We start from the raw sequence: 17,754 nt of genomic DNA on the forward strand, positions 1-17,754 counted from the left end.
CATGCGCGTCATGGCCCAGATCGCCATGGTGATGAACCTCGACAAGTGCATCGGGTGTCACACCTGTTCGGTGACCTGCAAGCAGACCTGGACCAACCGCACCGGCGTCGAGTACGCCTGGTTCAACAACGTCGAGACCAAACCGGGCATCGGCTACCCGCGCCGGTACGAGGACCAGGACCGGTGGAAGGGCGGCTGGACACTGGACCGCAGGGGCCGGCTGGTACTGCGTTCCGGTGGCCGGGTCCGGCGGCTGCTGTCGTTGTTCTCCAACCCGGACCTGCCGGTCATCGAGGACTACTACGAGCCGGTGACCTACGACTACGACAACCTGGTGAGCGCGCCCGCCGGACCGGACCTGCCGGTCGCCCGCCCACGGTCGGTCCTCACCGGCAGGCCGGCCGCCGTCACGTGGGGTGCCAACTGGGAGGACGGTCTGGGCGGTGCGCCCGAGCACGCGGGCGGTGACCCCAACCTGAGCGGCGCGTGGGCGCAGAAGGTCCGGTTCGAGTTCGAGCAGACCTTCCTGTTCCACCTCCCCAGGCTCTGCGAGCACTGCCTCAATCCGGCCTGCGTGTCGGCCTGTCCGTCCGGCGCGATGTACAAGAGGGTCGAGGACGGCATCGTCCTGGTCGACCAGGACCGCTGCCGCGGCTGGCGGATGTGCGTGACGGCGTGCCCGTACAAGAAGGTGTACGTCAACCACGCCACCGGCAAGGCGGAGAAGTGCACGTTCTGCTTCCCGCGCGTCGAGGCGGGACAGCCCACGGTCTGCTCGGAGACGTGCGTCGGCCGGCTGCGCTACCTGGGACTGCTGCTGTACGACGCCGACCGGGTGGGGGACGCGGCGGCGACCCCGGACGAGCAGGACCTGCTGGACGCCCAGCGCGGTGTCTTCCTCGACCCGCGCGATCCGGAGGTGATCGCGGCGGCGCGGGAGTCCGGCGTTCCCGAGGACTGGCTGGAGGCGGCCCGGCACTCGCCGGTGTACGACCTGGTCGCGCGCTACAAGGTGGCGCTGCCGCTGCATCCGGAGTACCGCACCCTCCCGATGGTCTGGTACGTCCCGCCGCTCTCCCCGGTCCTCGACGCCGTCACCGTCGCCGGCGGCGACCAGGACGACCCGGACCACGTGTTCGCGGCCGTCACCCGGCTGCGCATTCCTCTCGAATACCTGGCGAGCCTGTTCACCGCCGGGGACACGGACGTGGTGGGCGGGGTGCTGATGAAGCTCACGGCGCTGCGCTCGTACATGCGTGCGGTGACGCTCGGCGACGAGGGCGGCGTCGCGGCCCTGAGTGCGGTCCGGCTGACCGTCTCCGAGGCCGAGGACCTGCACCGGCTGCTCGCCGTGGCGAAGTACGACGACCGCTACGTCGTGCCGGCCGCCCACAAGGAGGACGCGGCCGCGCTGAGCGCCCTGGAGAGCCGCTGCCCCGTGGAGTCCGCCGGCGGACCGGCCGACGGCAGGGTCGCGCTCGGCATGCCCGCCCTGCGCCGTACGTCGTCGGAAGGACGCGCATGAGCCCGCTGCCCGCCACCGTTCCCGCCATCGTCCGCACCCGCGTCCGCGCGGCGGTGCGGCGCCGCGCGCCGATGTCCCCCGAGGAGGCGGAGCGGCGTGCTCTCCTGCTCCGTCTGCTCTCGCTGTTGACCCAGTACCCGGACGGCGAACTGACGGCGGAGTGGCCGCGGCTGACGTCCGTCGTCGCCGCCCTGCCTGCGTCGCACGCCGCTTCCGAACTGGGCGCCTTCATGGGCTGGTTCGGCGCCCAGGAGCCCGAGGCGCTGGCCCGCCACTACGTCGAGGTGTTCGACCTGCGCCGCAGGAGCAGCCTCTACCTCACCTACTACCTGCACGGCGACACCCGGCGTCGCGGCATGGCCCTGCTCACCCTGGCCCGGCGCTTCCGGGCGGCCGGCTGGGACGCCGACGGCGGGGAACTCCCCGACCACCTCCCGGTCGTCCTGGAGTTCGCCGCGCTCGCCGGACCCGGAGCGGGCGAGGCACCCCTGCGCCGGCACCGGCGTGGTCTGGCACTGATCCACCACGCACTCACCGAGGCGGACTCACCGTACCGGCACCTGCTGTCGGCGCTGCTGAGCCTGCTGCCGCCGGCTTCCGCGGCGGACCGGGCGGCCGTCGCCGAACTGGCGGCGCAGGGGCCTCCGGACGAGGAGGTGGGGCTCGATCCCTACGGCGCTCCCGCCAGCCACGGGGCTCACGAAGCTCATGAGGCGTACGGCAAGGGCGAGTTCGCTCCGCCCGCCACCTTCGTGCCGCCGACGCCCGCCGCACCGACCCGGCTCCCGCCCGCCGCGGCCGGACCGCACCAGGAAGGCCGTCCATGAACGCCGCAACCTCTTCCTCGGCCGCCTCGTCCGCGGGCGGCACCGGCCTCCTCCTCTGGGTCGCCGTCCCGTACATCTGTCTCGCCGTGTTCGTGGTCGGCCACGTGTGGCGCTACCGGCAGGACCAGTTCGGCTGGACGTCACGCACCAGTCAACTGCTGGAGCACCGCCTGCTGCGCTGGGGCGGCCCGCTGTTCCACCTGGGCGCGTTCATGGTGATCGCGGGGCACGTGGTGGGGCTGGCCGTACCCGCCTCCTGGACCGCGGCCGTGGGCATCGACGAGCACGTCTACCACACGACGGCTGTGTGGGCCGGTTCGGTGGCGGGTGTCGCCATGGTCGCGGGGCTCGGCATGCTGTGTGCCCGGCGGCTGCTGGCCCGGCGGATCCGGCTGGGCACCGACCGCAGCGACAAGGTGCTGTTCCCGCTGCTGTCCCTGACCGTGCTGCTGGGCATCTCCGTCACCGCCGCGCACAACGTCTTCGGCGGCGGTTACGACTACCGCGGCTCCGTCTCGGTCTGGTTCCGGGGCCTGTTCGCGCTCCGCCCGCGGCCGGAGGCGATCGCCGACGCCCCGCTGCTGTTCCAGCTGCACGCCCTGAGCGCCTGTCTGCTCTTCGCCGCCTGGCCCTTCACCCGGCTGGTGCACGTCTGGAGCGCACCGATCGGTTACCTGGTCCGGCCCTACCTGGTCTACCGGCGGCGGAGCTCCGCCCCGACGCCGGCACCGGTTCGGCGGCCCCGTGCCTCAGGCGCGTCCCGGCACTCCGAGTGAGTGCCCTGGCCGGCCGGGTCAGCCCGGCCGGCCCGGCATCCGGCGTCGGAGAGGGCGGGCAGCCGCTCGGGGAGACGCGACGGCGGGAGCGAGCGGCTCGTCACACCCGCGCTCGTGGCTTCGGACAGCGCCCGGCCCGCTTCCGCGACCCCGCGACCCGGCCCGCTTCCGCGACCCGGGCCCACCGGTCCCGGGCCGCCGGCCAAGACCGTCCTCGGGGTGAGACCGCCGGCATCGCGAGGCCGTCGCGACCGTGCTCAGCGGGACGGGTGCAGCGGGGGCGCCGGCCACTCCCTTCTCCCGGCCGCTCAGCACGGCGTCCAGGGTCTCGGGCCCACGCGCATCGACTCCGCCTACTCCGGCTCCGCCAGGCGCTGCCAGGCCAGGTCCGGGGTGACCTGCTCGACCCGGCTCACCACCCACCAGATGTTGCCGAACGGGTCCCGGATCCTGCCGCCGCGGTCTCCCCACGCGCTGTCGGCGACCTCGGTGATCACCTCTGCCCCGTGTTGGACCGCGGACGCCATGGCCTCGTCCGCGTCCGGGACGTAGATCCGTAGCAGCGAGGGCATCGCCGGCCAGTCGGGCCGTCGGTCGAAGGCCGGCACCACCGTGTCGCCGACCCGGATCCCCCCGAGGCCCTCTGACGCGTCCTCTCGACGGTTCCCCGTGTTGCGGTGCCCCCTGCGGCCTAGGTTCCGAGCAGGCCGGAGCCTGTCCCGGAAGGGCGGTGCGTCGCGCGAGGGCGTGGGGACGTCCTCCCCACCCGCCGTACGGCACCGACCGGTCGCGCGCACGGACGATCGATCTCCGTCCCTGGTTGTACGGCAAACAACGCATTGTCCAGGGACGGGAGTTGGGCTTGGATCGGGCACGTGCCCGGTGGGGGCCGGGACGGATGAATCAGGGGGGATTCATGCGCGGAAAGTTCAGATCCATGCTGTTCGCGGTCACCGCCGCGGCGTGCGCCACGGCGCTCCTGGCACCCACGGGCGCTCTGGCGTCACCGAACGGGCAGGACGTGGCGGGGGGCCCGTCCCTTCAGCGTGTCACCGAGGGAGCCAACGGCCCCTCCGGGGACGCCTCCGTCAGCGCGAACGGCCGGTACGTCGTCTTCGGCTCGTCCGCGGACAACCTGGTGCCGGACGACACCAACGCTCTTCCGGACGTCTTCCTGTACGACCTGCGAACCCGCCGCACCACGCGGGTCAGCCTCACCGCGGACGGTGCCCAGGCGGCGTACGGCGGCAGTGCGCCGGTGATCAGCGCCACCGGCCGGTACGTCGTCTTCCGGTCCCGCGGCCTCGTCCAGGGACAGGACCAGGAACAGTACGGGTACTTCCGTCGCGACCTGAGGACCGGGGCGACCGACTGGGTCGGCGGTCCCGACGACCTCTACCCGGGGGACAGCAGCACGCTGACGGGTGCCTCCGTCAGCGCGGACGGACGCCACGTCTCGTTCACCGCGCGGCAGGCCCGGACCGGTCGTCCGGGCCACCGTACCGCCGTGCGGGACCTCCGCACCGGCGAGTCGACGGTACTGGAGTCCCCCTGGGCGAGCGAAGCACACCTCAGTGACGACGGCCGCCGGCTCGTCTACTGGGAGAGCGTCCCCGCTCCCGTCCAGCATCCGCCGAGCCGGGTCTTCCTGCTCGACCTGCGAAGCGGCGAGTCCCGGCGGCTGGACGTGGCGGTGGACGGCTCCACCACCACGGCGCGTTCGGGGTACCCGGCGATCAGCGGCAACGGACGGGTCGCCGCGTTCTCCTCGTGGGCGACCGACCTGGTGCCCGGACAGGACCCCAACGGCGCGAACCACGACGTGTTCGTCACCGACCTGCGCACGGGGGCGATCCGGCGGCTCGACGCGCCCTCCCCGCAGGGCTGGAGCACCGCCCCGTCCGTGAGCCGCGACGGCCGGTACGTCGTCTTCGGCTTCACACCGTCCGGCACCACCTGGGGCACGACCCACCTGTACCGGACCGACCTGCGCACGGGGCGCACCACCGCGGTCGGTCACACCCCGGACGGGACGCCCGCGGCCGCGACCACGGGTGAGCGGCCGCTCGACGCCCACGGCCGCACCGTCGTCTTCTCGTCCGCCGACAGCGGCCTGGCGCCCGGTACTCCCAGCCCGGGTGGCGACGTGTACGTCCGGACGATGCGCTGATCCTCGCGGCGTCACCGCGCCGATGCTCTGGTCCGGGCCGCCTCAGGACGGCGGTCCGGGCCCGTCCGTCCACGATTCGAAGGGGAACCGCATCCATGCGAACCGGACTGCGATCTGCGGCCGTGGCCGCCGCGGCCGCCTGTGTCGCCGTACTGCTGTCGCCCGCGGCAGCACAGGCGGCACCGCACGACGCGCACCACGAACGGCCGGGGAAGAAGCCGAAGGCCCCGCACAGCCTCCGCCTCACCCAGGGCGCCGACGGGGAGTCGGAAGCACCGTCGCTCAGCGCCGACGGCCGCTACGCGCTCTTCACGTCGTCGGCGTCCAACCTGGTCCCCGGCGACACCAACGGCGCACCGGACGTCTTCGTACGGGATCTGAGAACCAACCGCACGCAGCGTGTCAGCACCGACGCCGCCGGAGGCCAGTCCGCGCGCGGCGCGACCGCGGGGGCGATCAGTGCGAGCGGCAGGTACGCGGTCTTCGTCTCCGCCTCGACGGACCTGATACCGGGCGAGGTCCACGACATGCCGTCGGTCTACTGGCGGGACCTGCGCAGCGGGGAGGTGAGGTACGTCGGCAACGACCTGGGGGGTTCCCTGCGCTGGGCCCTGCACGCGTCCGTCAGTGCCGACGGCCGGTACGTCGCGTTCGCCGTGAGCGAGATGGTTCCCCGGCCGGGCGCGGGGGTGGCCGTACGGGACATGCGCACCGGGGAGCTGACGAAGGAGCCGCTCTGCCTGCACCGGGACCACACCCCGCTGCTGAGCGACGACGGCGGCGTCCTGGTGTACACATGCGGCAGCTACTGGCCGTACGGCAACCCGGCTTCCGACGTCATGGTGGCGGACCCGCTGACCGGCACCCGCCGGTCGCTGCACACGACGCCCGAAGGGACGCGCGGCAACGGCAGGGCGACCCAGGCCGGTGTCAGCGGCGACGGCCGCTACGCGTCCTTCACCTCGACGGCCACCGACCTCGGCCCCGAGGACACCAACGGTGCCGGTTCCAACGTGTACGTCCGCGACCTGCGCACCGACGCCCTGCGCATCGTCGAGGCACCCGACCCCACCCTCTCGACCGCCGACGGGGCGCTCAGCCGCGACGGCCGGCACCTGCTCTTCCGGGCGTTCACGACCGCGTCGGATCCGGGCACCTGGTACCTGCGCGACCTGCGCAACGGCCGCACCAAGGTGGCGATCACGGACGCCGACGGTGCGCCGGCCAAGGTGGACACCGGGGACCGGCCGCTCGACGCCCGGGCTCGGACGGTGGCCTTCTCCTCGGCGGCGGACAACCTGGCCCCCGGACCGCGCAGCCCCGAGGCGGACGCCTATGTACGCCGTCTGCGCTGACCGGGCGGACACAGGCCGCCACCGCCGCCCGGCAGGGCGCGCGGGACGTGGAGGCCGCCCGGGCGGTGCACGCTAGCCGTGGTGACGGGGCTCCGCCCCAGGTTGCCTGCCGCGTAGGCCCGCCTCCCCGGCGGGCCCACGGCCACGCCGGTGGGACGCGCGGACGGCTTTGCGGGTTCGGCAACGGACATGGCGGGCTCGGCGAGGAACGACGCAGGGTGTACCCATGACTGAACCGAGGAGTTCCGAGGAGCCGTACGCCGGTGCACGGGAAGGAGACGTCGCGGCTACCCCTGTGGCCCGCGGCAGCGCGGGGCCTTCGGGGGGCGTCTTCGGTCCGGCGGGTGAGGCCGAGGTCTGCGCGCGGGTCCTGGGCGAACGCCGTCACGGCCTCGACCCGCGGCATACCCGCTGAGGTGTCCCGGCCGCTGTTGCCGCGCCAACCGGCGTCCAGCGGCCGTTCGGAGGCGATCCGTAACAGACATGTTACGTTGCATCACGTTCTGATCACTCTCGCTGGGAGGGCATCATGTCCGCCGTCGTCGGCCCGTACGAGATCCTGGACGACCGCTTCCGCACCGGACGCTGTGTGAACGGTGACAGCAGGCTGGAGGTCCTGCACGACGGCTGCCGCTGGACCGAGGGCCCGCTCTACCTCCCCGCCTGGCGCCAGGTGATCTGGAGCGACATCCCCAATGACCGCATCATGCGCTGGGACGAGGCCACCGGCGCGGTCGGCGTCTTCCGGACCCCGGCCGGCAACAGCAACGGCAACACCCTCGACCGGCAGGGCCGCCTGGTCACCTGCGAACAGGGCAACCGCCGCGTCACCCGCACCGAACCCGACGGGACCGTGACCGTCCTCGCCGACCGCTACGACGGCAAGCGGCTCAACAGTCCGAACGACTCCGTCGTACATTCCGACGGCACCATCTGGTTCTCCGACCCGGACTTCGGCATCCTCAGCGACTACGAGGGGCATCGCGCCCAGTCCGAGATCGGCGCGTGCAACGTGTACCGGATCGACCCGGCCTCGGGGGACGTCCGGCTCGCCGCCGACGGCTTCGACGGACCCAACGGCGTCGTCCTGTCCCCCGACGAGAAGCGGCTGTACGTTTCCGACTCCCGGGCCGCCCGGATCCACGCCTTCGACATCCGCGAGGACGGCACGCTGTCCGACGGGAAGGTCTTCGCCGAGGGCCGGGGGGACGTGCACTTCGACAACATCCGCTTCGACGACGAGGGCCGCCTGTGGGCCGCCGCGCTGGACGACGGTGTCCACTGCTACGACCCCGACGGCACCCTCATCGGCCGGCTGCGCGTGCCCGAGCCCGTCTCCAACATCGCTTTCGGGGGCCCGAAGAACAACCGCCTGTTCATCACGGCGACCACCTCCCTGTACTCACTGGTGATGTCGGTGACGGGCGCGCCGCGTCTTTAGGCAGTCTTTAGGCCAAGACCGGGAAGTTAGGGTCTGTCGGCGCTGGTCAGGGTGATGGTGGTGGTTACGGTCGTCTTGTGTCCGACGCTGCCTTTGGTTTTGTTGTAGGCGTAGGGCGACAGGGTGCGTTTGACGCACCGTGGGCTGGTGCGAGAATGGCGCTGTGCGGGCGCGAGGTTGCGTGCTTTCAGCAGGACTTCCGTCAGGAGGGTCGGCCCTGTGGTGTTGGCGGTGATCAGCGTGAGCCGGATGGTGTGCAGGGCTGTGGTCAAGGACAGCCGGTCGGGGTCGATCCCGGCGGTGGTGGCCGCCTGGGTCATGGCGGTGCGGGCAGCCTGGTAGACGGTCAGCAGAGCGAGCAGTTCCTGTTCAACCCCCTCGACGGTGCGTGAGCGCAGGACGCGGTCGGCTCCGCGCAGGGTGACCTTCAGCCCGTAGTAGGCGGTCTCAATCTCCCAGCGCTGCTGGTAGAGGGCAGCCAGCTCGGCGGCCGGGTGCTCGTGCGGGTCGAGCAGTGTGGTGACCAGGCGGGCCGTGCTGGTGCGGAAGGTGCCGTCCGCGGCGGTCCGGGTGACCCGGTAGCTGATCACACGCAGCGTGAGGGCGGTCAGGGGTGGTTCGGGTATCGGACCGCGGCGTCCGTGGCGCATCCACCGGGTGAGCCGGTCACCGGAGCGCCGGTCGGTGACCAGGGTGAGGTGGGTGCCGTCCGGCAACGGGCGGATGATGGGCAGCAGACGTCTTGCCTGCACCCGCCACAGCACATCGGCGCCGGTGGCAGCGGCGTCCCGCAGGGCCTCGAAGCCGTCGTAGCCGCGGTCGGCAAGCAGCAGCATGCCGGGCTGCAGCGAGGGCAGCAGGGCACGGGCCTGTGGCCACTCGGTGTACTGCTGCGGCCCGAACACCGCATTGACCAGGGCACGGGTCCCGCACTCCACCAGGGCGGTCAGCCGCACCTGGGGATAGCCGGCCGGACGTGTGGTGCGGGCCGCATGCCGCCGGAAGTGAGCCACGTTGGCTTCGCTGTCGGCCACCTCCAGACACGTGCCGTCCCAGGCGACCAGCCGCAGGCCCCGCCAGAACACTCCCGGTGTTGCCGGTGTGCCCACCGCGCCGCGAAGCCGCTCGAACAGCAACGCCAGCGGCTCGGCCCCCAGCCGCTTTCGCGCCTGCCGCAGGGCCGCCGCCGACGGATCGGCCAGCACCGATCCGGGCCACCTGGCCGTCAACGCCGCCCACACCCGGCGATATCCACACTCCGGGAACAGCATCATGGCCAGCACGAAGTAGACCACCACCCGCGCCGGCAGCAGCCGCACCCGCCGCTCACTCCGGCCCGCCGCCCGTACCACCTCGTCCACCAGCGACGGCGGCACCCACCGCGTCAGCACCCCTAAATGACCGGGCAACCACACCCACGACCGGTCCCGAACCACCTCTGCGGTGGCACACTGAACAGACAACGGAGCCCCCTCGGACCGTGACCTCGACACTCACAGTCCGCGCCGGGCTCCGTTCCCATGTCAACCCACCCGACCAGCCACAACAGCCCTAACTTCCCGGTCTTGGTCTTTAGGCCCACTGCCGTCCGGCCGCCTGCGCCGCCTTGACCGACGACCGCGGCCGGTGAGGTACCGCCCACGACGGCGGCCGCGTCACCGCTGCCGTGCGCGGTACAGGTCGCGCAGCAGGGCGATCTCGGCCCCGTGGTGCAGTACTTCCTGGTTGACCCACCAGACGATGTCGATGAACGGGCTCTGGGCGTCGCTGCCGTGGGGATACGTGCACCGGCCGACGGTGTCCAGCGCGGCGTCGTCGGTCTCCAGCAGCGCTTCCCGCCAGGCGGAGGCGCCCGTGCCGAAGGCCGCGACCGCTTCCGCCGCGCCGCCGCTGACGACGTAGTCGTCACGGGTGAGGGTGTGGGTGCCGGCCGTGTGGTCCGCCCGCAGGAAGAGCATCTCGCTGAGGTGGGTCAGCCGCCACGCGAGGGTCGTGAAGGGCGGCGGTGAGGGATGCGGGTACGGCGCGGCGTCCCTGCCCCAGTCGCCGGCGCCGGTCAGAAGGGTCGCGCGCGGCCCCGGCCGGTGCGCCCGCCGCCGGACCGACCAGCAGTCCGGCACCGGCTCCCAGAAGTACTCCTCGTCCGTCAGGGGACTCACCCCGGTCTCCGCCCCGTCCCCGCTGTCCATGACCGGCCCGGTGATACGGCCGGTGAGGCGCTCGCACGCCCATGCGAACTCTTCCAGCAACGGAGCCAGACGAGACGGTGCCATCGGACACTCCTGTCACGAACGAGACGAGCCCCCGGAGGGACGACGGCCTTGCCGACCGGTCAGCCTGGCACAATCGCCGGCGTTCCGCGCCCCGTTTTCCGCCGGGCCTCCGTCGCCGCACCCGGAGGAGTCGCGACAGGTGACCGGAAGTGCGCAGGAATGACCGGGGCGGCCACGGAAAAGTGAACCGGTGTGCAGGAAAAGGCCGTTGCGACGTAGGTTGTGGTGAAGCACCCATGCCTCGGCTGAAAGACGGACGTACCCATGAGCGACCCCGCGACGACATCCGGCCCCGCAGCGCACCACAAGATCGACACTTCGGTGCCGCATTCCGCCCGGATCTGGAACTACTGGCTGGGCGGGAAGGACAACTACCCCGTCGACGAGGCGGCCGGCGACGCGTACACCGCCGTCTTCCCCGGCATCGTCACCATCGCCCGCAGCAGCCGTGCCTTCCTGCGCCGCACCATCACGTACCTGGTCGCCGAGGCGGGTGTCCGGCAGTTCCTCGACATCGGGACGGGTCTGCCGACCGCCGACAACACCCATGAGGTCGCCCAGCGCATCGCCCCCGAAACCCGGATCGTCTACGTCGACAACGATCCGATGGTCCTCGCCCACGCCCGCGCGCTGCTCTACTCGACTCCCGAGGGGGCGACCGCCTACATCGACTCCGACGTACTCGACCCCGACAGTGTCCTGACGGCCGCGGCGAAGACGCTGGACTTCGACCGGCCCGTCGCCCTGGTCCTCAGCAACATCCTGGGCCACGTGGCGGACTACGACCGGGCGCGTTCCCTCGTCACCCGTCTGATGGGCGCACTGCCGTCCGGCAGCTACCTCTCCGTCAACGACGGCTCGCGAGGCATCGATCCGGAATTCGACCGGGCCCAGGACGCCTACAACGAGAGCGGTGCCGCTCCGTACGTCCTGCGCACCGTCGATCAGATCACGGCGTTCTTCGACGGCCTGGAGCTCGTGGACCCCGGTGTCGTCCCGGTCACCCGCTGGCGTCCGGAGGCCGGTTCCGCGGCTCCGGAGCTCATCGGCGAACACGGCGGCCTGGCCCGCAAGCCGTGACGCGCTGACCGCGGACGCCATCGCCGCGACCGGAACGGCACAGGGCTCTCCACTGAACGACAGAGGGCTCACCGCCACAGGCGCGGCGTCCGCGGGGTACCACAGCGGATCCGGGGGATCCGCTCCGTGGTCGATGCCGACAGGCCCGGGCGGGTGAGCCGCCGTCACCGGAACGCCCGTCACCGGAGTCCGGCAAGGAGCGGTTTCCATGTCCGAGTGGCCGTTGCCCGAGACGTCCCCCGGTGTTCCGGGGCCGTCCGCCGGAACCGGCTGGGCGGAGCGGACCGGCCACCGCTGGTCCTGCTGCACGGCACGCCGTTCTCCTCGTACGTCTGGCGTGCGGTGGTCCGTTCGCCGGCACGTGACCATCAGGTGGTCGTCTGGGACATGCCCGGCTACGGGACATCGGAGAAGTCCGCGGGCCAGGATGTGTCCCTGGCCGCCCAGGGCCGGGTATTCACCGAGTTGCTGGACCACTGGGGCCTGGAGGATTCCTCTCGTGGTCGCCCACGACTTCGGCGGCGCCGTCGCTCTGCGGGCCCGTCTCCTGCACGGCGCCGGCTACCGGGCCCTCGCCCTGGTGGATCCCGTCGCACTGGCGCCATGGGGATCGCCGTTCTTCCGGCTGGCCCGCTTACACGCGGAGGTCTTCGAGGGACTGCCGCCGGCGCTCCATCGGGCTCTGGTCCGTGAGTACGTGGGTTCCGCCAGCAGCCCGGGGCCGCATCCCGCGGTGCTGGACCGGCTCGTCGAACCCTGGCTCGGCGAGTCGGGGCAGCCGGCCTTCTACCGGCAGATCGCCCAGGCCGACCAGCGCCACACCGACGAGCTCCAGGACCGGTACTCCGGCATCGGTGTCCCGCCACTGATCTGCTGGGGCGAGGACGATGCGTGGATTCCCGCGGCGAAGGGACGCGAACTCGCCGCCGCCGTCCCCGGCGCCCAGTGGGAGCCGATCGCTCACGCGGGCCATCTCGTCCAGGAGGACCCGCCCTCCGAACTCACGGCCGCCCTGCTCGCCTTCCTGCGGCGCCTTCCCCGAGGGAGGGCCGCGCGACGCGCGGGGCACGCACAGGACACCGGCGCGGTGCCCGGGAACCGATCGGCGCCCGGGCACCGCGCCCTGTCCGGCGGTCTCCCGGTCAGGCGGGGGTGATGTTCTCCGCCTGCGGGCCCTTCTGGCCCTGGGTGATGTCGAAGGTGACGGCCTGGCCTTCCTGCAGCTCGCGGTAGCCGGTGGCGTTGATGTTGGAGTAGTGCGCGAAGACGTCGGGGCCGCCGCCGTCCTGCGCGATGAAGCCGAAGCCCTTTTCAGAGTTGAACCACTTGACGGTTCCGCTGGCCATGCCTTTGCCTTTCAGCCGATATCGGATCCGCACCGTGCGAACCCGGAGGTGGTCGTCCTGGTCCTCCGGTATTGCACAGCAAACCGCCCGCACTCCGGCGCGGGCGGTCTGGGCGAACCACGACATCTGCTGCTGACGCTACACGGCATGTCCGAGCCTCACCAGTGAGTAAGCGGTGTGAGCGGCAACGATGTTGCGCTCCAAAGCCCGTGACGGCGTGCGAGTCGGAGTCCTGCGAGGCCCTCCGGCAGGTGCTCGGCCGCCGCCGTGGACCCCGGCACTCCCGGCACTTCGACGATCTTCGCGGCGCGGACCCGTCACCGGAGCGTCGTCACACCCCGGGCATCAGCCGGTCCCGGCCTCGCCGCACGAGGTGACGGGGAGCGTCCCGCGCGGGCTCCACGGCGTCCCGCCGGTACCGGACGTACGTCCGCCTGGGCCATACGGGGGAGACGGCGAGGCGGCCGCACCACCCGGTTGTGCGCGTGGTCTAGCAATGAGTAGTCCACACACGGAGTCGGAGATCGATATGACCGTCAGGAAAGCGCTGGCCCCGGTGATCGGCGCTGTCATGTGCGCCGCCGTGCTGGGAACCGGCTGCGACCGGCAGCAGCCGGGCGCCTCCCCCCAGGACTCACAGACGTCCGGCCGGCCCGCGTCACGACCGGCGACCCCCCACCCCGCTCCCCCACGCTCCTTTCCCCGCCCCCTTCCCGGGCTGGGACCGGCGATGCGGGCCCGGGTCCCCGACGCCTCCCGGCAGGCCCTGGTGGTCTCGGGCGCGACGGAGAACTCGTCCGAGGCACGGGCGGTGCTGTACGAGCAGTACCCCGCACAGGGCTGGCGCGCGGTCGCCGGCCCCTGGCCCGCCCACAACGGCGTGCGCGGCTGGACCGACGACCACGAGGCGGGCGACCTGCACACGCCGACCGGCGTCTTCCGCCTCAGTGACGCCGGGGGCCGGCTGCCCGACCCGGGGACCCGGCTCCCCTACGACCACGACCCGGAGTTCGCCGTGTCGGGCACCGGGCATCTCGGCGAACCGCTGGAGGGATCCTTCGACTACGTGATCGCCATCGACTACAACCGGGTGCCCGGCACCACCCCGCTGGACAAGACCCGCCCGCTGGGTGAGGACAAGGGCGGCGGTGTCTGGATCCACGTGGACCACGACGGACCGACCAACGCCTGCGTGTCCCTGAGCGAGGAACACATGCGCGCGTTGCTCACCGCCCTGGACCCGGACAAGGAGCCGGTCGTCGTCATGGGGCCGGAGCCGTTCCTGGCGCAGTAGCACGCCCCCCGGGCGTCCACCCGCCCCTGGACGCCCGGTGCGAGACGACACCGGACCACTGCGTCCGCCGGTCCGGACCGGGCGTACCGGTTCCTGTCACGCGGGCTTGACTGGGCGGGTCGCGCTCGGCCTACTGGAGACGCAACTGGGCGTATTCGGAGGACTGGTCCGGTGTTGGCCCGAATGTCAGCCCCCGGCCGGAACGCAGGTCAGGAGTCCGACAGTGCGGCTTCGATGGGCAGCGGCGGCGTTCGTACTGACATGGGCACTGCTGTATCTCATCGCCCCTCGGCCACCGGGGCCTTCGGAGCCGGTGCCGGACCGTGACCCGGCGGCGGTATCGGCGTCGATGACGGTGGCGGTGGCGTTCGAAACGGCCGTCGAACCGTGCCCGCGCGAAGAGGATCCGTCACCGCGCCAGGTCGCCGCCCGGTCGCCGAGGGGCACGGGATCGGTCGGTGCCGACGACGTGGCCGCCCGCGCCGGGGCGTGGACACGCTCGGCGCGGCAGGACGGCACGGACTCTCGCCCGCCGGGGCCGGCAGGCGGCCGGGGAGTACCCGGGGCCGCCCGAAACGGGGCCGAACTGCAGGCGTTGCGCTGCTGAGCCACGGCAGTACCCGACGAGGCCTGCGCCGCGCGGCCCGAGTACTGCCCGCCGAAACGCGGTCTCCAGCAGGCCTTCGTGTGTCCGGAGTTCCGACGACGCAGGAGGCAGGCGAATGTCCGAGAAGCACATAGACGTGGTCCGGCCGGGAGAACTCGGCGCGGACGACCGGAAGATGTGGCGGGAGATCAGGGCCGCGTCCGCGACGCCGGCGAATCCGTTCATGGACCCGGCGTTCACCGCGGCCGTCGGGCTGGTCAGGCCGGGGGCCAGAGTCGCGGTGCTGCGGGAGGACGGATCACCGGTCGGATACTTCCCGCACGAACGGGGCCTCGCGGGGCGCGGGCGGGCCATCGGGCTCGGGGTGTCGGACAGTCAGGGCATGGCGCTGCGCGTGGGCGTCCGCCCGGACGCCCACGCCCTGCTGCGGGCCTGCGCCCTGTCGTCCTGGGAGTTCGACAGCCTCGAGGCCGGCCAGGGCCTGTTCCTGCCCCACGCGACCGAGGAACTCGCTTCCCCGGTCGTCGACCTCGGTGACGGATACGAGCGGTATGCGCAGGACCTGCGCCGGAACTCGCCGGGCTTCCTCAAACAGACCCTCGCCAAGGAGCGGAAACTCGCCCGCCAGGTCGGCGAGGTGCACTTCGTGTACGACGACCCGGATCCCGGGGCGTTGCGGACACTGATGCGCTGGAAATCCGCCCAGTACCGGCGGACGGGCCGGCGGGACCGGTTCGCGCAGGCGTGGATCACCCGGCTGGTGGAACTGCTCGCCCGGAGCGACGATCCCGAGTGCCGGGGAGTGCTGTCCGTGCTCTACGCCGCCGGCCGGCCGGTGGCCGCCCACTTCGGGCTGCGCTCGCCCACCGTCCTGTCCTGGTGGTTCCCGGCGTACGACCGCGCGTACGGCAGGTACTCCCCCGGGCTTCTGCTGCTGTTGCGGATGCTGGACGCGGCTGCCGCCGACGGGATCGAGCTGGTCGACCTGGGCAGCGGGCCGGCGCGCTACAAGGAGTCGTTCAAGACGCGTGACCTGCGGGTCAACGCGGGCGCCGTGGTACGCCCGGGCCCCGGCGGCGCCCTCTACCGGTTGGGACGGGAGCCGGTGCGAGCCGCCCGCCGGTTCGTACGCGACCGGCCGGGCCTGGCCCGCGCCGCCGCCCGGACGCTGGAGGAACTGGGACGCCTGCGCGAGCGCTGACACCACGCAGGGCGGACACGGCGTCGCGGCGCTCCCGCCACGGCCCACGGTCGCGCACCGTGTGCCGTGGCGGACCTGTGCCGTACACCGGTGCTCAGCCGACGGGCGGCATGTCGGTGGGCGTCGAGTCGAGGCCGGGCCTGCGCGCACGCCAGGCACCCCTGGTGAAGTCGGGGATCTCGACCGGTCGGCCGCCCCTGGCCAGCGAGGTGGCGCTCAGGGGAACGGGCGCGCACCAGGCGGCCGAGTCGTAGACGTCGATGTCCGGCACCAGTCCCGCCCGCATCAGCTGGACGGTGCGCCACTGCAGGATGTAGTCCATCCCGCCGTGGCCGCCGTTGTTCGCGGCGTCGTCGCCGACCTTCTGCCACAGCCAGTGGTCGTACTCCTTGCGGTAGCCCTCGAAGTCGCGCCAGGTGTGGCCGCCGTGGTCCGGTTCGACGTAGATCCGCGCGCCGGTCGGGGAGGGTCCCGCGTAGTCCTCGACGATGCCGCGGCTGCCGGCGAGGGTGTTGATCCGGCTGTACGGCCGGGGCGAACTCACGTCGTGCTCCGCCCGGATCGTCCTGCCCTTCGCCGTTTCGATCACGCAGGTGACCAGGTCACCGTTGATGTAGGTCTCTTTCCAGCTGGGGTGGTCCCGCGGTACGAAGCGTGCCCGGTAGTCGGCCAGCCCCTTGGGGGCCGTGGCGGTGGCGCGCAGCGTGGTCATGCGGTCGCCGCGGTTGACGTCCATGGCCGCCGTGATCGGCGCCAGACCGTGCATGGGGTAGAAGGAGGCGGTGCTGCGGGTGTGCCACAGGCGCCGCCAGGAGTCGGTGTAGTAGGTGTCGGAGAAGAGGAGTTCGCGCAGGTCGTGGAGGTAGCCGCCGTGGCCGTTGGTGAGGTCCCCGAACAGGCCGTCGTGCGCCGCCCTGAGCATGGCCAGCTCGTTGCGGCCGTAGTTGCAGTTCTCGGACAGGAGCAGGTGCCTGCGGGTGCGCTCCGAGGTCTCGACCAGGTCCCACAGCTGACGCAGCTCCGTCGCGACGGGGAGTTCCACCACGGCGTGCCTGCCGCTGAGCAGCGCCGCCCTGCCGTGCTCGTAGTGGAACTCCCACGGCGTGGCCACGTACACCAGGTCGATGTCGTCCCGCGCGAGCATCCGGGCGTAGGAGTCGGCCGAGCCGCCGTACTCCGCGGGGCGTGGTCTGCCCTTGCCCTCCAGGCGGTCGGCGGCGCGTTTCGCCCGGTCGGCGCGGATGTCGCAGACGGCGGTCACGGTGCAGCCGGGGACGGCCGCCCAGCCGGTGATCATGCCGCTGCCCCGGTTGCCGAGGCCGATGACGCCGACGCGGACGGTTCGGTGGGCGTCGAACGGGACGCCGATCATCGACTTCTGGCCGGGCCTGCGGCGGGGCGTCTGCTCGGCCGCCGAGGCGGACGGGGCCGAGGCGGTCATCCCGGCCGCGAGCGCTCCGGTGGCGACGGCGCCGCCCAGGAGCAGTCGGCGTGAGACAGCGGGCGTTTCGGACATGACGGCAACACTCCTCGTGGGTGGTCGGCATCACGGTCGGGGCACTGTCGGGCGTTGTCGAGCACGGTGGAGCGCGGTCGAGCTGTCGAACACGTTCGGGGCATGACTCTGCGGGCTCGGCCGTTACATGTCAATACGTGCTCGATACAAAGCCGTTCCGAGCACTTCCACGCACCGAAGGGGCGTTCCGTTCCGTCCTGCACCACTCCGCGGGCCGAGAGCGTGAGGGGGTCCGCCGACGGGTCGACCGCGTCGGCACGTCAAGGACCAGGTGCGCACGCCACGTCGGGCCGCCGCGAAGGCCGCCGGGTACCGCGCTGCCGGTACGGGCTCCGTGGACGAG

General features: G+C 72.2%; 14 protein-coding genes and 1 pseudogene. 10 read left to right on the plus strand and 5 right to left on the minus strand.

All coding sequences use genetic code 11. The annotated features are described in order from the left end of the window. Position 1 precedes the first annotated feature (1 nt). The 3 genes from narH to narI are packed head-to-tail and all read left to right on the plus strand — an operon-like array spanning position 2 to position 3,128. On the plus strand, positions 2-1,525 hold the full coding sequence (gene narH / locus ACP4J0_RS06020) for a nitrate reductase subunit beta (RefSeq protein ID WP_426597551.1): 1,524 nt from the start codon (positions 2-4) through the stop codon (positions 1,523-1,525). Continuing rightward, positions 1,522-2,352, plus strand: a complete 831-nt coding sequence (narJ, locus tag ACP4J0_RS06025) for a nitrate reductase molybdenum cofactor assembly chaperone (RefSeq protein WP_426597552.1) — start codon at positions 1,522-1,524, stop codon at positions 2,350-2,352. Before narH ends, narJ begins: the two co-directional genes overlap by 4 nt. Continuing rightward, complete coding sequence (gene narI / locus ACP4J0_RS06030; protein ID WP_426597553.1) at positions 2,349-3,128, plus strand: respiratory nitrate reductase subunit gamma; 780 nt, start codon at positions 2,349-2,351, stop codon at positions 3,126-3,128. The genes narJ and narI overlap by 4 nt, the downstream gene beginning before the upstream one ends. A 353-nt stretch (positions 3,129-3,481) precedes the next feature. On the opposite strand, the gene ACP4J0_RS06035 is transcribed toward narI, so the two are convergent. Further along, complete coding sequence (locus ACP4J0_RS06035) at positions 3,482-4,003, minus strand: VOC family protein (protein ID WP_426597554.1); 522 nt, start codon at positions 4,001-4,003, stop codon at positions 3,482-3,484. A gap of 41 nt (positions 4,004-4,044) precedes the next feature. Between ACP4J0_RS06035 and ACP4J0_RS06040 the strand changes: the two genes are divergently transcribed. The 3 genes from ACP4J0_RS06040 (at position 4,045) to ACP4J0_RS06050 (ending at position 8,094) form a co-directional block, all read left to right on the plus strand. Continuing rightward, on the plus strand, positions 4,045-5,298 hold the full coding sequence (locus ACP4J0_RS06040; RefSeq protein ID WP_426597555.1) for a TolB family protein: 1,254 nt from the start codon (positions 4,045-4,047) through the stop codon (positions 5,296-5,298). Between the two features lie 95 nt (positions 5,299-5,393). Beyond that, positions 5,394-6,653, plus strand: a complete 1,260-nt coding sequence (locus ACP4J0_RS06045) for a hypothetical protein (protein ID WP_426597556.1) — start codon at positions 5,394-5,396, stop codon at positions 6,651-6,653. A 529-nt stretch (positions 6,654-7,182) separates the two neighbouring features. Continuing rightward, entirely contained in the window at positions 7,183-8,094 is a 912-nt protein-coding gene (locus tag ACP4J0_RS06050) for an SMP-30/gluconolactonase/LRE family protein (protein ID WP_426597557.1), read from the plus strand. Positions 8,095-8,120: 26 nt separating this feature from the next. Here ACP4J0_RS06050 and ACP4J0_RS06055 read toward each other — a convergent pair whose 3' ends face one another. Continuing rightward, positions 8,121-9,485: an IS4 family transposase gene (locus tag ACP4J0_RS06055; protein WP_426597558.1), complete on the minus strand. Its 1,365-nt coding sequence runs from the start codon at positions 9,483-9,485 to the stop codon at positions 8,121-8,123. A 264-nt stretch (positions 9,486-9,749) separates the two neighbouring features. Continuing rightward, positions 9,750-10,367, minus strand: coding sequence for a DinB family protein (locus ACP4J0_RS06060; RefSeq protein WP_426597559.1), 618 nt, complete (start codon positions 10,365-10,367; stop codon positions 9,750-9,752). Positions 10,368-10,631: 264 nt separating this feature from the next. On the opposite strand from ACP4J0_RS06060, the gene ACP4J0_RS06065 reads away from it, so the two are divergent. Beyond that, entirely contained in the window at positions 10,632-11,447 is an 816-nt protein-coding gene (locus ACP4J0_RS06065) for an SAM-dependent methyltransferase (protein ID WP_426597560.1), read from the plus strand. Positions 11,448-11,655: 208 nt separating this feature from the next. Then, a pseudogene (locus ACP4J0_RS06070) lies at positions 11,656-12,477 on the plus strand (alpha/beta fold hydrolase); the annotation flags it as partial. Between the two features lie 112 nt (positions 12,478-12,589). Here ACP4J0_RS06070 and ACP4J0_RS06075 read toward each other — a convergent pair. Then, on the minus strand, positions 12,590-12,793 hold the full coding sequence (locus tag ACP4J0_RS06075; protein ID WP_019330262.1) for a cold-shock protein: 204 nt from the start codon (positions 12,791-12,793) through the stop codon (positions 12,590-12,592). Between the two features lie 529 nt (positions 12,794-13,322). Here ACP4J0_RS06075 and ACP4J0_RS06080 point away from each other — a divergent pair. Both ACP4J0_RS06080 and ACP4J0_RS06085 read left to right on the plus strand, forming a co-directional pair. Then, the gene (locus ACP4J0_RS06080; RefSeq protein ID WP_426597561.1) at positions 13,323-14,087 is read left to right on the plus strand and encodes a L,D-transpeptidase family protein; all 765 of its coding nucleotides are present in this window, start codon (positions 13,323-13,325) and stop codon (positions 14,085-14,087) included. A gap of 722 nt (positions 14,088-14,809) precedes the next feature. After that, complete coding sequence (locus ACP4J0_RS06085) at positions 14,810-15,895, plus strand: GNAT family N-acetyltransferase (RefSeq protein WP_426597562.1); 1,086 nt, start codon at positions 14,810-14,812, stop codon at positions 15,893-15,895. A gap of 94 nt (positions 15,896-15,989) precedes the next feature. Here the strand turns inward: ACP4J0_RS06085 and ACP4J0_RS06090 are convergent, their stop codons facing one another. Beyond that, on the minus strand, positions 15,990-17,411 hold the full coding sequence (locus tag ACP4J0_RS06090; RefSeq protein ID WP_426597563.1) for a Gfo/Idh/MocA family protein: 1,422 nt from the start codon (positions 17,409-17,411) through the stop codon (positions 15,990-15,992). Positions 17,412-17,754: the final 343 nt, after the last annotated feature.

This window comes from Streptomyces sp. WG7 (genome assembly GCF_049975785.1).
GTDB lineage: Bacteria > Actinomycetota > Actinomycetes > Streptomycetales > Streptomycetaceae > Streptomyces.